Genomic DNA, 14,145 nt, shown 5'->3' with positions numbered 1-14,145 from the left:
CACACGCTTTGGTGGCGGAAATAGCTCTGACCAAGGTCGAACGTCGAGAAGCGTTTTAGCATCAGGACGTAGCGTTCGAGCGGCGGTTTGTCGAAACCATATAGTGCTTTCAGTTGCGCGATCTGCTGCGCGTCGACGCCGGTATGCGCGCGCAGACCGAACGGCGCGCCGTTCTCCGCGCCTTTGCGCAACTCGTGCTGCATCTGTTCGACCGGGCCACCGGGGACGAACTGGATCACGACGAAGGTCAGCGTCAGCACGCCGAGCAAGGTCGGGATCATCAACAGCAGGCGTTTGAGGATGTAGCTCCACATGGCGTCGTTTCCGGTGCGAAGGCGGTGAATGAATGACGCTTTAGTGCGCCTCGGCTTGCGGCTGCGGCTGTTGCGGCTGTGCATACCACCATATCGACGTGATCCAGCCCTCCGCGCCATAGTACAGAGGCAAGGTCCTGGGCCACGCGAAACCGCGCTTGAACGCCACCCGATGCGAAGCGCTGTACCACTGCGGAATCACATAGTAGCCATGCATCAGCACGCGGTCGAGCGCGTGCGTTGCGTCGATCAATTGCTCCCGCGTTTGCGCATGCACGAGCGCGTTGAGGATCGCATCGACAGCCGGCGACTTCAGGCCGATCACGTTGTCCGAGCCAGGGGTGTCGGCGGCCTTGCTGCCGTATCGGTCGATCTGCTCCGAACCTGGCACCTGTACGTCCGGCATGCGGATCGTGGTCGTGTCGAAATCGAACGCGTCGAGACGCTTCTGATAGACCGCGAAGTCGGATACGCGAAACGTTGCGGTGATGCCTAGCTTCTGCAGGTTGCGGATCAGGGTCGCGACGATCGGCTCGAACTGGGCGGACGAGCCGGAATCGTCGAGAATCTCGAACTGGAATGGCTCGCCTTTGGCGTTACGCAATGCGCCATCGCGATAGGTCCACCCTGCCTGCTGCAACAACGCGCGCGCCTGCAGCAGATTGGCGCGCAGCGAGCCTGGCGGATCGGTATCCGGCTGCTTCGGCGGCGGACCAAACACGGCTGGATCGAGCTTGGCGCGCCACGGGTCGAGCAACGCTAACTCGCCAGGCGTTGGCATACCCTTCGCCTGCAAATCCGTATTGGCGAAGAAGCTGTCGATGCGCATGTACTGATTAAAGAACAGTTGCCGGTTCAGCCACTGAAAGTCGAGCGCGAGATCGAGCGCCTTGCGCACACGCACGTCCTGGAACAACGGCCGCCGCGTGTTGAGCACGAAGCCTTGCATGCCGGTGCCGTTATGTTGCGGAAATTCGCGTTTGATCAGCTCGCCGCTATCGAACTTCTTGCCGACGTCGCGCCGCACCCAATTGCGAGCGACATATTCGACCAGCACGTCGTACTCGCCCGCCTTGAACGCTTCGAGCCGCGCCGTGTTATCCGAATACAGCTTATAGACGATCCGATCGAAGTTGTTCATGCCGACCCGCACAGGCAACGTCGCACCCCAGTAGTTCGGATCACGCCGATACGTAATCGTGCGGCCATTGTCGTACCGATCGATCAGATAGGGCCCGCTGGCAATTGGCTTTTCGAACGCCAATTGGTCGAAAGCGATCCGGCTGCCGTCCGGCCTCATCCCACACATGTGCGAGAACACCGGCATACCGCCCGCCAGCAACGGCAACTCGCGATTGCGCCGGCGAAACTCAAAACGGATCGTGTGCGGGTCAACGACTACCGCGCGCGTGATCTCACCGAAGATCGACGCGAATTGCGGCGCGGCCTGCGGGCTTTTCAACGTATCGAGCGAAAATTTGACGTCGTCCGCAGTGACTGGATCGCCATTTGAAAAGCGTGCGCGCGGATTGATGTGGAAGGTGGTCGACAGGCCGTCCGGTGCAATATTGATGTCGTCGGCGAGCAGGCCATAGGCCGAGGCTACTTCGTCGCTGCTGCCGATGGTCAGGCTTTCGAATATCCGATCCACGCCCGGCGCGGTATTGCCGCGCAACGTGAACGGATTGAATTTATCGAAGCTGGTGAGCCGGCTCGGATTCGCCATCACTAGCGTGCCGCCTTTGGGCGCATCCGGGTTGACGTAGTCGAAGTGCTTGAAACCGGCCGGATATTTCGGCTCGCCGTATTGCGCGATCGCATAGACCGCGTGGGCCTCGGGCGCTGCGAGCAAACCGGCCACGGCGGACAGGCCGCACAGCGCGATGGCGCACACCGACCGCCAGGGGTAAGGTATAACCCGCGACACAACCGGTAGACCGACACGCGATAGCCTGTGAATCACGCTGCATCGAAGTGCACGAGGCGTTTTAGCCCATCGCGAGCCAGTTGTCATAGGGGCCTTGTTGGTCAGTGGGCAATTGCAACGTGAGAGAATTCTACCCAATAAACTCGCGCAATCCGCGCATCTCATCTGCACGATGTTCACGTGCGTGGTGCGCAGACCTCATCGGGAGAATTCATGGGCTTCCTCGCCGGAAAACGTATCCTCCTGACCGGCCTGCTGTCGAACCGTTCGATTGCGTACGGCATCGCGCACGATATTTCCGCATACAGCTTTCCGGTGCTCGCGAAGGCCGCGCAATTCATGCTGACGCCGGACGCGTCGCCAGGCCTGCAGGTTTCGCGAGCGCAATAAAAAACCGCCCTGCCCGGGCGGTTTTTTCATTTCGCGACTGGATCAACCGCGGCTACCTGGCTTAGTGCCAGCCGCGACGATTATCGTAGTGGTCACGGCCGTAGTCGTAGCGGCCCGGGGGATGACGGCGATACCAGTCGTCACGCGCCCAGTAGCGGCGGCCGTCCCAGTAGCGGTCGCCGTGCCAGCCGATCACGATCGCCGGACCACCGTAGTACACGGGAGCCGGTTGATAGACGACAGGCGGCGGAGGCGGCGGAGGCGGTGCATAAACCGGCGCCGGGGCCACGTAGACCGGCGCGGGAATGCCGATGTTGACACCAATGTTGAGGCCGCCGGCCATTGCAGCACCCGACGCAGCCAACCCGAGAACCCCGATCAGAAGTGGAACAAGACGTGCGGACTTCATTGATCACCCTTTTGAAGAATGTGTGTTGTTGGCGGAAATATAGCGCAAGGTAGCCATCCGCGTATTTCAACTTTGTAATAACTGATGCATAACATCGCAGTGCTGCCCGCTGGTTACGTCTCGTTACATTGGTCAAAAGTTTGGCGAAAAGGTAGTGGCGGTGTATTCGAGCCGCCTCGCCGTTAGTCGCCCATTTGTCGATAGTTTTACCTATCTGTCACCGACCACACGCGCCTGCATGGCGATTCTGGCCGCTACTCTCGCACGTGCCAGGTAATCCGGCCACCGGCCCCACGATCAGCCTTGTGGCCGCGATATTGCCTGCGCACCGAGATCCGTAGGATATCGAAACATTCTTGCGGTAGGTAACAGGGTGACGGCCCTGACTGGACTCTGAGACCCGTCCTTTCCGTCTACCTCAATCGTCATTGCCTTCCCGCGCGCCGGCGCGCCCCTCCATCGGAGCTCTTCTCTGAAGAAGCAGGGACGATGCGTTCGACTCTCGCAGCGGAGCTGCATCACACACTGACAGACTGAGGTATGAAATCAACCGGATCGCTACCGGCGTTGAGCCGGCCTTCCCGCTGAAGAACGCATGGTATGGAATACGCTGCGGCCCGGCGCCGCCACGACTCGCCGCCGTATAAATTGCGAGCCGAAAAAACAAAACCCCGCAGAGCCTGGACTCTGCGGGGTTTGCCACCATTGCTGGCGGAGACGGAGGGATTCGAACCCTCGATCCAGGTTTTGGCCCAGATGCTCCCTTAGCAGGGGAGTGCCTTCGACCTCTCGGCCACGTCTCCCAAACTTTCGGTTGCGCAGGGAGTCAGCGCAACGAAGCCAAGATAATAGCGGGCCGAACCGCGAAGGTCAATGTCTACCGCACATTTTTTGTGCCAGGTTTGTCATTGATGACGCAATTTATTCACATCGGCCGCGCGCACGGTAACGCATAAGAGATGAGGCGCTCTTGTACGCCTCGTCCCGTCCAGCAAGTTACGCTTGATCCAGTTCGAACGCCTTATGCAGCGCGCGCACGGCGAGCTCCATGTACTTCTCGTCGATCAGCACCGAAATCTTGATTTCGGAGGTCGAGATCATCTGGATGTTGATGCCCTCTTCCGACAGCGTGCGGAACATCGTGCTCGCGATACCCACATGCGAACGCATGCCGACGCCGACCACCGACACCTTCGACACCTTCGGATCACCCAGCACCTGCTCAGCCTGCACGTGACCCTTCACCTGGCCCGTGAGAATGTCCATGGCACGCTGATAGTCGCCGCGACCGACCGTGAACGTGAAGGCCGTTTTGCCTTCAACGCTCTGGTTCTGGATGATCATGTCGACGTCAATATTCGCGTCCGCCACCGGGCCGAGAATCTGATATGCAATGCCCGGCTTGTCGGGCACACCCATCACGGCGATACGAGCTTCGTCGCGCTGGAACGCGATGCCCGAGATGACTGCTTTTTCCATGGTCTCGTCTTCTTCAAAAGTAATCAGGGTGCCCGACTTCATTTCAGTGTCGAGCGGGATGAGCGGATCGGTCAGGCTCGACAGCACGCGCGTCTTCACCTGATATTTGCCGGCGAATTCCACCGAGCGGATCTGCAGCACCTTGGAACCCAGGCTTGCCATTTCCAGCATTTCTTCGAACGTCACGCGATCGAGGCGGCGTGCTTCTTCCACCACGCGCGGGTCGGTCGTGTAGACGCCGTCGACGTCCGTGTAAATCAGGCACTCGTCGGCTTTCAATGCGGCAGCGACTGCAACAGCGGACGTATCCGAGCCGCCGCGGCCCAGCGTGGTGATGTTGCCCTCAGGGTCGATACCCTGGAAGCCTGTAATCACCACGACTTTGCCTGCGTCGAGATCGCGCAGCACGCGCTCGCCGTCGATTTCGCTGATGCGTGCTTTCGTGAACGCGCTATCCGTTCTGACCGGCACTTGCCAGCCGGCGTAGCTGACTGCATCGACGCCGGCTTCCTGCAGCGCGATAGCCAGCAGACCCGAGCTGACCTGCTCGCCAGTGGCGGCGATCATGTCGAGTTCGCGCGGGCTCGGCTGACTCGTGATCTCTTTCGCGAGACCGAGCAAGCGGTTGGTTTCGCCGGACATTGCCGACGGCACGACGACCATCTTGTGGCCGGCCTTGTGCCATTTCGCGACGCGCTTGGCGACGTTCTTGATGCGCTCGACCGAGCCCATCGAGGTGCCGCCGTATTTATGTACGATGAGTGCCATTGTCGTTCTGAACTGAAGGATAAACCGCGCTGGCGCGCTGGAGACGACCGCACAAAAGCACAGGAGCTCAACGTCTTGTGAACGACGGCAAAGTGTGTGGCGGCGTAGATGCAGCGCGCGTGTAACACGCGCGGATTTGCCCGGGAATGATCGCTAGTGGCTTACCGGAAACGACGGATCACGCTCGCAAACCGGTAAATACGAAAAATTGACAAAAGCGACGGCGAAATCGGGTCGGGCAAACAAGCTAAATTACCCGATCGAGCGCAAAAAAACAAGCCGAAATGCCCGTCTGATGGTCCACCTCACGGGCTGAAAAGGCTTATCCGGTGCGGTTTTTCGCCCTATTTCCGGGATGCATTGGCCAGATAAGCTGCCAGTCCGATCGGTCGGTCAGGCGATCAGCAGGTCGTCGCGCCAGATGATCCTGACACGCGGTTCGGCTGCATTGGCCTGCTCGGGCAACGCTGCGCGGTTCAAGCCGAGTAAGGGCACGAACAGCAGGTCGCCACCCGCGTAAAGCAGCGGCACGTCGCGCTTCCATGCGGGAATGCCGCGCTCCTGGAACAGGTTTTTCAGCGTACGGCTCGGGCTGCTTTGTGCTTCGCCGATGCGCATCCGTTCGCCGCCGCTGCGCGATCGCGTGCTCAACACAGCCCGGCGTAGAACGCTGACGGGAAGCGTATCGGGATCGGCCTGCACGGCATCTGCATTGCCGGCGGCAGCGCGACCGACATCGGGATCGGCGCCTGCCTCCCCGCGCAGATTCGCATCGACGGCGACGAACACAAAGGTGCCCCGCCATTGCGGCAAACGCCAGATCGCTTCACCTTGCCATGCGAGTTCGCTGACCGCCCGCTCGGTGAGCGCGGTTTCGTCGGCGGGTTCGCCGCTATCACCGGCTTCCCAATAGACGAGGCCGCGATAACTGCGCAACGCCTGCCCTGCATGATCGATACGCAGGCTATGGCCCTCGCCTGCTGCGCTGACTTCGCGCAACTGGCGCAACGCGTCGGTAAGACGCGCGGTCGATGCAGCGACGAAGCCTAGCGTGCGCATCCAGTAGCGCAGCAGGTTGAGCGCACGATCGTCGTCGAGGGCAAGCAGCGCGTCATGCGATAGTGCACGGCCTTCATCGCGCACTGCGCCGCTCAGATCGATGCGCGCGAGATCGTCGAGCAGACGTTGCGCCGATGCCGCATGCGCGGCCGTGCGCGCGAGTGCGTCGCGAAAACCAGGAAAGTGGACGGCCAGCGCCGGCGTCACCTCATGGCGCAATGCATTGCGCGCGTAACGTGTGTCCGCGTTCGATTCGTCGTCGATCCAGCGCAGATTGCGGGCGCTCGCGTACTGCTCGAGTTGTGCACGCAGCAGGTGCAGCAACGGCCTCACGCGCGCCGCAATGGCACCCGCGGGCAAGTACTCGGGCGCCATCGCGGCAAGACCCGCCAGGCCCGCGCCGCGCAGCAGTTGCAACAGCACCGTCTCCGCCTGGTCGTCAGCGTGTTGCGCGAGCCATAGCGTGTGAACGGCGCGTGTTGCACACATTACGTCCAGCGCGCGGTAACGCGCATCGCGCGCCGCGGCCTCGACACCTATGCCCCCGTCTCGCGCCACTTCCACGCGCTGCGCCGCGAATTCAACCCCACGTTCCTGTGCAAACGCTTCGCAGTGCGCGAGCCACTCGTCGGCGTGAGCGCTCAGGCCATGGTGCACATGCAGCGCGACACAACGTGACGCACCCGCAGTACGCATTGCCGCATCGAGCAACACGCTCGAATCGACGCCACCACTGAACGCAATCGCAATGCGCGCATTTGCAGGCAACGCGGACAGCGCCACGCCGACCGCCTCGAGAACGAGGCGGTCGGTGGGCGAATCGGCGGTGGGAGTCACGTCGCTAGCGCGTCAAGCGCTGAAGGAAGAAAGAGAACGCGCGCGGGCTTAAGCACCCGGCGTCGTTTCCTTGAACTTGCCGTACGCCATCAACCGTTCGAAACGGCGCTGACGCAGGTCGTTGATGCTCATGCCCTGGAACTGGCGCAGCGAGTCGGCGAGCGCACGGCGCAACATCGCGGCCATGCCCTTCGGATCGCGATGCGCGCCGCCCAGCGGCTCGTTGACGATCTTGTCGATCAGGCCGAGCGCCTTGAGACGATGCGCGGTCAGACCAAGCGCTTCTGCTGCTTCCGGCGCTTTCGCGGCGCTCTTCCACAGGATCGACGCGCAACCTTCCGGCGAAATCACCGAATAGGTCGAGAACTGCAGCATCAGCACGCTGTCGCCGACGGCAATCGCGAGCGCACCGCCCGAGCCACCTTCGCCGATGATCGTGGCGATCAGCGGCGTCTTGAGTTCAGCCATGACGTACAGATTGCGGCCGATCGCTTCCGACTGCCCGCGCTCTTCCGCGCCGATACCCGGATAAGCACCCGGCGTATCGATGAACGTGAAAATCGGCAAACCGAACTTTTCGGCGAGACGCATCAGGCGTTCGGCCTTGCGATAGCCTTCCGGACGCGGCATGCCGAAGTTGCGCAGCGCGCGCTCCTTGGTGTCGCGGCCCTTCTGATGGCCGATCACCATGCAAGCCTGGCCATTGAAACGCGCGAGGCCGCCGACGATCGACAGGTCGTCCGCATAGTTGCGGTCGCCGTGAAGCTCGTGGAAATCGGTAAACAGCTCGCTCACGTAATCGAACGTGTACGGGCGTTGGGGGTGTCGGGCGATTTGCGAAACCTGCCATGGGGTGAGGTTCGCGTACATATCTTTGGTGAGCTGTTGACTCTTCTTGGACAGCCGCTCGATCTCTTCCGAAATATCGACGGCCGAATCGTCCTGCACGAAGCGCAATTCTTCGATCTTCGCTTCGAGTTCAGCGATCGGCTGTTCGAAATCCAGAAAGGTGGTCTTCATTGGTTGTAATCCTTGGACTTACCGGCAGCGCGTATTCTAACCGCGCTCGCCGATGTCAAAACCATCTCGCAACTATCAATTTTTAAAAATTGATAGTTTTTTAAACAATGCTTCTTGTTCTTCTCAAGAAACCGCCGGGGCCGCCACAAACTTTCCGCGCCGCAGGAAGTCCTCTCCGAACGCCTGGTGCGAAGCGCCAGGTTTGGGGGCACTTAGTAATCGACCGGCAACGGATCGAGACTCCGCCACATATACCAGGTGGCGACGGTGCGCCACGGCTCCCAGTTCGCCGCAACCTCACGTGCTTCACTGCGCGTAACCGGTTCGCCGCTAAAGTAATTGACGCTGATCGCGCGGATCAGGCCGAGATCGTCGAGTGGCAGCACATCCGGGCGTGACAGATTGAAGATCAGGAACATTTCCGCGGTCCAGCGGCCGATGCCGCGGATCTGCGTAAGTTCGGCGATCACCGCCTCGTCGTCCATCGAAGTCCACTTGCCAACGTGCAATGCGCCCGACACGAAGTGCTCTGCGAGATCGAGCACGTATTCGGCCTTGCGCTTCGACAACCCGCACGCGGTCAGCTTGTCCTGACCTAGCTTGATGAACTGTTGCGGCACGAGCTTCGGGCACGCTGCCTCGACTTTCGCCCAGACTGCTTGCGCGGACGCCACCGAAATCTGCTGCCCAACCACCGAACGCGCGAGCGTGACGAACGGATCGCCACGACTCAGCAGATGCACGGGGCCGAACTTCGGAATCAGCTTCTTCAGAATACGGTCGCGCTTGACAAGGTCCGCGCACGCCTTGTCCCAATATGCCGGACGAGTGACTTCAGGCGTGAGGCCGCCGATCTGCACCGGCACCGCAAGTTCAGCAACACCCGCCGCTTCGCCACCCGCACTCGATGACGCACGCGTCTTGCGTACAACTTCGCCTTCGTGCCCTTCGTGCGTCATGCGCGCGAGTTCCTGCACGTCGCCGGCGAGTTCGGCAGGCAGCGCGCCGTTGCTTTTTGCACGCGATGCTTTGGCGCGCGTCGAAACAGGCGCGTGCGCCGACGCACCGTTCAGCGCGCGTTTGACCGCGGCCTTTTTCACTGACGTCGCAGCCGAGCCCGCCGCTGCGCGCGCGCCTGTCTTCGCGGCCGCTCCAGCGGCTTTCGACGATGCTTTCTTTACCGCGCTGCTGCCCGCCCGAGCCGACGTTCGTGTCGACTTTGCCGCGGCTGCCGCGTTTGTTTGAGACGTGGCTCGTTTAGCCGGCGTCTTCGTGGCCGTTGCCATCCTGCCTCCTGCCTGGCGAGTCGATCAAAGGGAAGGTCGAGGTGCGCTCACACGCGCCGCCACTCGGTCAACCCGCCGGGTTTGTCTTCAAGTGCAACGCCGGCCTCGAGCAATTCGGCCCGGATCCGGTCTGCTGCCGCATAGTCTTTCGCCTGCTTGGCGGCCACGCGCGCGGCGATCTTTGCTTCGATCGCGGTGGCGTCGAGCGCGCCTTCAGCGGCTGCGCCCGCAGCCTGTTGCAGGTATGCACGCGGCTCTCGGCCGAGCAACCCAATCACAGCGCCAAGCGAGCGCAGTTGACGGGCCAGCGCGGGGTCGCGCGTGCGGTTCACTTCAGTTGCCAACTCGAACAACACCGACACTGCAACCGGCGTGTTGAAGTCGTCATTCATTGCTGCGTGGAAACGCTGCGCATGCGCTTCGTTCCAGTCAAGCTCCGCGCCGTCCGGCGTGACGTCTTTCAGCGCGGTGTACAAACGTGCGAGGGCATTGCGAGCGTCGTCGATATGCACGTCGCTGTAATTCAACGGCGAACGGTAATGCGCACGCGCGATAAAAAACCGTACCACTTCGGCATCGTACAGCGCCAATACTTCGCGGATCGTAAAGAAATTGTTCAACGACTTCGACATCTTCTCATTGTCGATCTGCACGTAGCCGTTGTGCATCCAGTAATTGACGAAGGTTTGTCCGGTCGCGGCTTCGCTCTGCGCAATCTCGTTCTCGTGGTGCGGAAACTGCAGGTCCTGGCCGCCGCCGTGAATGTCGAAGTGATTGCCGAGCAACGTGCAGCCCATCGCCGAGCATTCAATATGCCAGCCAGGACGGCCGCGCCCGAACTTCGACTCCCAGCCGGTGTCGGACGGTTCGTCCGGCTTCGCCTGCTTCCACAGCACGAAGTCGAGCGGATCCTGCTTCGCATCGTTCGCGGCGACGCGTTCGCCGGCACGCAGGTCTTCAAGCGACTTGCCCGACAGCTTGCCGTAGCCCGCGAACTTGCGCACCGCATAGTTCACGTCGCCGTCGCTCGCCTGATACGCGTAGCCGTTCGCCTCGAGCTTCTCGATCATGCCGAGCATCTGCGGAATGAAATCGGTGGCGCGCGGTTCCAGATCGGGCCGCTCGATGCCGAGCGCGTCTGCGTCTTCATGCAACGCCTTGATGAAGCGGTCGGTCAACGATTTGATCGTCTCGCCGTTCTCGACTGCGCGCCGGATGATCTTGTCATCAATATCCGTGATGTTGCGCACGTAGGTCACGTTGTAACCGAGCGTGCGCAACCACCGCTGCACGATGTCGAACACGACCATCACCCGCGCATGACCGACGTGACAATAGTCGTACACGGTCATCCCGCAGACGTACATTCGCACGACGCCATCTTGCAGCGGCACGAAAGTTTGCTTGTCACGCGCGAGCGTGTTGTAGATGCGCAGTGATTCCATAGAGAACGGTGCGTGGGCCGAAGGAAATCCACAATGTGTTTCGTGCATGAGGCGCCCCGCGAGAAGACGGCGGAAGCGTTCTGTACTGCAACATGCACAGCAGCAAATCGGTGCACCTGGTGCGGCGATCAGACTGCGATCAAGGCGGAGACGACCACGAGTGGCGAAAAGACAGTTTGCGGTTCGACGGAACGCGCAGACCTTTTGTTAGAATGGGTCGGAGTATAACATCCAGACCCGAGCCTATGAAACCTTCCAGCGGCCGCGCGCGCAGCGCTGCGACCCTTGCCGCGACGGCATTCTGCGCTGTCGCCCTCACGGTCTTGCCGGGTACTGCCGCATACGCGCAGAAAGCCGCCACGATGCCGCAGGGCCCCGCCGTGCGTGACAACACGCCGGAGATCGACACGTCGATTGCGCAGAAAAACTGGCAAGCCTCGCTCACCCAGCTCGATGCGCGTATCGCATCGAATCCGCACGACGCGCAAGCAAAGTTCAAGCGCGGCACGGTGCTGGCCCACCTGAATCGCGACGACGAGGCGATCACCGCGTTCACCGAACTCACCCAGCTGTATCCGGAACTGCCCGAGCCGTATAACAACCTGGCTGCGCTCTACGCGAAACACGGCCGTTATGCCGAGGCACGCGCCGCGCTCGAAACGGCGACCAAGGTGAATCCGGGCTACGGTCTCGCGTACGAGAATCTCGGCGATCTGTATCTGCGCATGGCCAACGAAGCGTACCGTCGCGCGCAGAGCCTCGGCAAAGCAAGCGCCACGACTACGCAGCGCCTCGCGGACATCCAGAAGATCGTCTCGCCGCCCAAGAGCACCGCGCCGGCGAAAAAAGCCGCCGCGCCTGCCGAGGCCAGTGCCACGCGCGCTACCTCAGACATGACGCAGACACCGAGTTTCCAGTTCGGCGGCGCAAATGGCTCGCTCGCCATGCCGCCCTACATGGCGCCGTCGAATTAACACCGTCACCGTTTTCGGCAACACGTTTTTCCAACCCTGAGGATTTTCATGAAATGGTTGATGTTGGCGCTCGGCAGCGCCGCCCTGATCGCAAACGCCCCCGCCTTTGCCCAGTCCGGTTCGCAGGCCGCGCATCCGTCCGTCCTCTTCAAGACCACGGAAGGCGACATCCGCGTCGAGTTGTATCCTGAGAAGGCACCGAAGACGGTCGCCAACTTTCTCGACTACGTGAAGTCCGGCCAGTACAGCGGTACGATTTTCCATCGCGTGATTCGCGGGTTCATGATTCAGGGCGGCGGTTATACGCAGAGCTTCGCTGAGAAGCCCACGCGCGCGCCGATTCCGCTCGAAAGCCGTAACGGTCTGAAGAACGCCGCCGGCACGCTCGCCATGGCGCGCACCAGCGATCCGAATTCGGCCACCGCGCAGTTCTTCATCAACACGGTGGACAACGCCGGCCTCGACTATCCGAATCCGGACGGCAACGGCTACGCGGTGTTCGGCAAGGTCACGAGCGGTATGGACGTCGTGAAGAAGATTGAAGGCTCGCCCACTACCACACGCGGCCCGATGAGCGACGTGCCCCAAAAGGCGGTTGTGATTGAGTCGGCCACAGTTGTCGGCAAGTAACAGAACGACAGGCAGCACGAAAGCAGGCTGCGCAAGCATACGCAAGCGCCAGATCTACGCCCCCGGCGCGGCCCGTCGTCATGGCATGTCACCTGACGAGCGGCCGCGCCTTTTACCCACCCCGTTCATCAAAGGATTCCATCATGGTTGAACTGCATACAAACCACGGCGTCATCAAACTCGAACTGGACGCTGAAAAGGCGCCGAAGTCGGTTGAGAATTTCCTCAACTACGTGAAGGCCGGTCACTACGACAACACGGTGTTCCACCGCGTGATCGACGGCTTCATGATCCAGGGCGGCGGTTTCGAACCCGGCATGAAGCAGAAGCCGACGGCTGAAGCCATCGCTAACGAAGCGAACAACGGTCTGAAGAACGTCAACGGCTCGATCGCGATGGCTCGCACGAACGACCCGCACTCGGCGACCGCGCAATTCTTCATCAACGTGAACGACAACGACTTCCTGAACCACTCGTCGCCGACGCCGCAGGGCTGGGGCTACGCCGTGTTCGGCAAGGTGGTCGAAGGCATGGACATCGTTGAAAAGATCAAGAAGGTCAAGACGGGCTCGAAGGGCCACCATCAGGACGTGCCGGCTGACGACGTCGTGATCGAAAAAGCTGTGATCGTCGACTAGGCGTCCGACAAGGGCCAACCCGTTTGAACTGAAATCAGGCACCTTCAATGCTGCAAGAAACGCCGCTGCGAAGCGTCGCCGCGGGCGTGCCTGGCGAGGGCAAACGCCCGCACGCCGCACGCCCGTTTTTTTTCCTCTCCGATATTCATCTGAGTGAGGAGATTCCGCGCACGGTCGCCGCGTTCGAGCACTTCATTCGCGTCACGGCTGAGCAGGCGGATTCGGTTTTCATTCTCGGCGATCTGTTCGAGTACTGGATCGGCGACGACATGCTAGTCGAGCCGTTCGCCGCGCGGATGGCGGCGTTGTTGCATACGCTGTCGGAACGCGGCATCGCGCTCTATATCATGCACGGCAACCGCGACTTTTTGCTCTGCAAACGCTTCATGAAAGTGGCCGGCGCGATCTGGCTGCCCGATCCGTTCGTGATCACCGCATTCGGTACGCGTATCGTGCTCGCGCATGGTGACGGCCTCTGCACCGCGGATCGCGGCTATCAATGTTTCCGGCGCTTTGCGCGCAGCCGTTTTGTGCAGATGCTGTTTCTCGCGTGGCCGTTTCGCTGGCGTCAGGCGCTTGCGGAAAACATGCGCTCGAAAAGTGAGCAAGGTCGCTCGCGTCCGGTTTCGTCAAAGTATGACGTGACGCCGAAGGGCGTCGCGATGTTATTCAAGTCGTCGAAAACGGCCACGCTCATCCACGGGCATACGCATCGACCGGCGCGACATCGCGAGCCGGACGGCACGCGCTGGGTTTTGCCCGATTGGGATCTCGATCACGGCGAGCGCCGTGGCGGTTATCTGCGGATCGATGCGGAGGGGATTCGGGCGTTGCCGCTGGATTGACTAGCGCGCATTGACGCCGCTCGTTCCGCATCGCCTCCGCCGCGAAGCATTAGCGCTCGGCCACCGCTCCTTCGACCTTTCCTGCGATCGCGGCCGACAGACGCCGCAAGTCGAGAAGCGCCGC

12 protein-coding genes, 1 tRNA gene and 1 pseudogene are annotated in these 14,145 nt (G+C 61.3%); 5 read left to right on the top strand and 9 right to left on the bottom strand.

All coding sequences use genetic code 11. The annotated features are described in order from the left end of the window. Positions 1-314: pseudogene (locus VFE81_RS04895) on the bottom strand (microcin ABC transporter permease); the annotation flags it as partial. Positions 315-354: 40 nt separating this feature from the next. Further along, positions 355-2,328: an extracellular solute-binding protein gene (locus tag VFE81_RS04890; protein ID WP_325043515.1), complete on the bottom strand. Its 1,974-nt coding sequence runs from the start codon at positions 2,326-2,328 to the stop codon at positions 355-357. Between the two features lie 126 nt (positions 2,329-2,454). On the opposite strand from VFE81_RS04890, the gene VFE81_RS04885 reads away from it, so the two are divergent. Then, a complete protein-coding gene (locus VFE81_RS04885) occupies positions 2,455-2,631 on the top strand; it encodes a hypothetical protein (protein WP_325043516.1) in 177 nt (58 codons plus the stop codon). Positions 2,632-2,692: 61 nt separating this feature from the next. Here VFE81_RS04885 and VFE81_RS04880 read toward each other — a convergent pair whose 3' ends face one another. From VFE81_RS04880 to cysS, 7 genes are all read right to left on the bottom strand, one after another. After that, positions 2,693-3,040 carry a hypothetical protein gene (locus VFE81_RS04880; RefSeq protein ID WP_171925499.1) on the bottom strand — a complete coding sequence of 116 codons (348 nt, stop codon included), beginning with the start codon at positions 3,038-3,040 and terminating at the stop codon, positions 2,693-2,695. 709 nt (positions 3,041-3,749) lie between these two features. Then, a tRNA-Ser gene (locus tag VFE81_RS04875) sits at positions 3,750-3,843 on the bottom strand. A 193-nt stretch (positions 3,844-4,036) separates the two neighbouring features. Beyond that, positions 4,037-5,287 (bottom strand): aspartate kinase, encoded by a 1,251-nt coding sequence (locus VFE81_RS04870; protein WP_325043514.1) that lies wholly within the window; start codon positions 5,285-5,287, stop codon positions 4,037-4,039. Between the two features lie 393 nt (positions 5,288-5,680). Next, positions 5,681-7,183: a tRNA lysidine(34) synthetase TilS gene (tilS, locus tag VFE81_RS04865; RefSeq protein ID WP_325043513.1), complete on the bottom strand. Its 1,503-nt coding sequence runs from the start codon at positions 7,181-7,183 to the stop codon at positions 5,681-5,683. 48 nt (positions 7,184-7,231) lie between these two features. Beyond that, entirely contained in the window at positions 7,232-8,203 is a 972-nt protein-coding gene (locus VFE81_RS04860; RefSeq protein WP_325043512.1) for an acetyl-CoA carboxylase carboxyltransferase subunit alpha, read from the bottom strand. A 212-nt stretch (positions 8,204-8,415) separates the two neighbouring features. Further along, positions 8,416-9,489: a DNA-3-methyladenine glycosylase gene (locus VFE81_RS04855; protein WP_325043511.1), complete on the bottom strand. Its 1,074-nt coding sequence runs from the start codon at positions 9,487-9,489 to the stop codon at positions 8,416-8,418. Between the two features lie 47 nt (positions 9,490-9,536). Beyond that, positions 9,537-10,934, bottom strand: coding sequence for a cysteine--tRNA ligase (cysS, locus tag VFE81_RS04850; protein ID WP_325043510.1), 1,398 nt, complete (start codon positions 10,932-10,934; stop codon positions 9,537-9,539). Positions 10,935-11,179: 245 nt separating this feature from the next. Here cysS and VFE81_RS04845 point away from each other — a divergent pair, with 245 nt between their 5' ends. The 4 genes from VFE81_RS04845 to VFE81_RS04830 all read left to right on the top strand — a co-directional run bounded on the left by VFE81_RS04845 (position 11,180) and on the right by VFE81_RS04830 (position 14,021). Continuing rightward, positions 11,180-11,908 (top strand): tetratricopeptide repeat protein, encoded by a 729-nt coding sequence (locus tag VFE81_RS04845; protein ID WP_325043509.1) that lies wholly within the window; start codon positions 11,180-11,182, stop codon positions 11,906-11,908. 48 nt (positions 11,909-11,956) lie between these two features. Further along, complete coding sequence (locus tag VFE81_RS04840; protein WP_325043508.1) at positions 11,957-12,538, top strand: peptidylprolyl isomerase; 582 nt, start codon at positions 11,957-11,959, stop codon at positions 12,536-12,538. 143 nt (positions 12,539-12,681) lie between these two features. Then, positions 12,682-13,176, top strand: coding sequence for a peptidylprolyl isomerase (locus VFE81_RS04835; protein ID WP_325043507.1), 495 nt, complete (start codon positions 12,682-12,684; stop codon positions 13,174-13,176). A 47-nt stretch (positions 13,177-13,223) separates the two neighbouring features. Then, positions 13,224-14,021 (top strand): UDP-2,3-diacylglucosamine diphosphatase, encoded by a 798-nt coding sequence (locus tag VFE81_RS04830; protein ID WP_325043506.1) that lies wholly within the window; start codon positions 13,224-13,226, stop codon positions 14,019-14,021. The last annotated feature ends 124 nt before the right edge of the window (positions 14,022-14,145 follow it).

Source organism: Paraburkholderia sp., assembly GCF_035656215.1.
Classification (GTDB): domain Bacteria; phylum Pseudomonadota; class Gammaproteobacteria; order Burkholderiales; family Burkholderiaceae; genus Paraburkholderia.
Note: the sequence above shows the minus strand (reverse complement) of the source record. Positions and strands in the feature narration are given on the sequence as shown.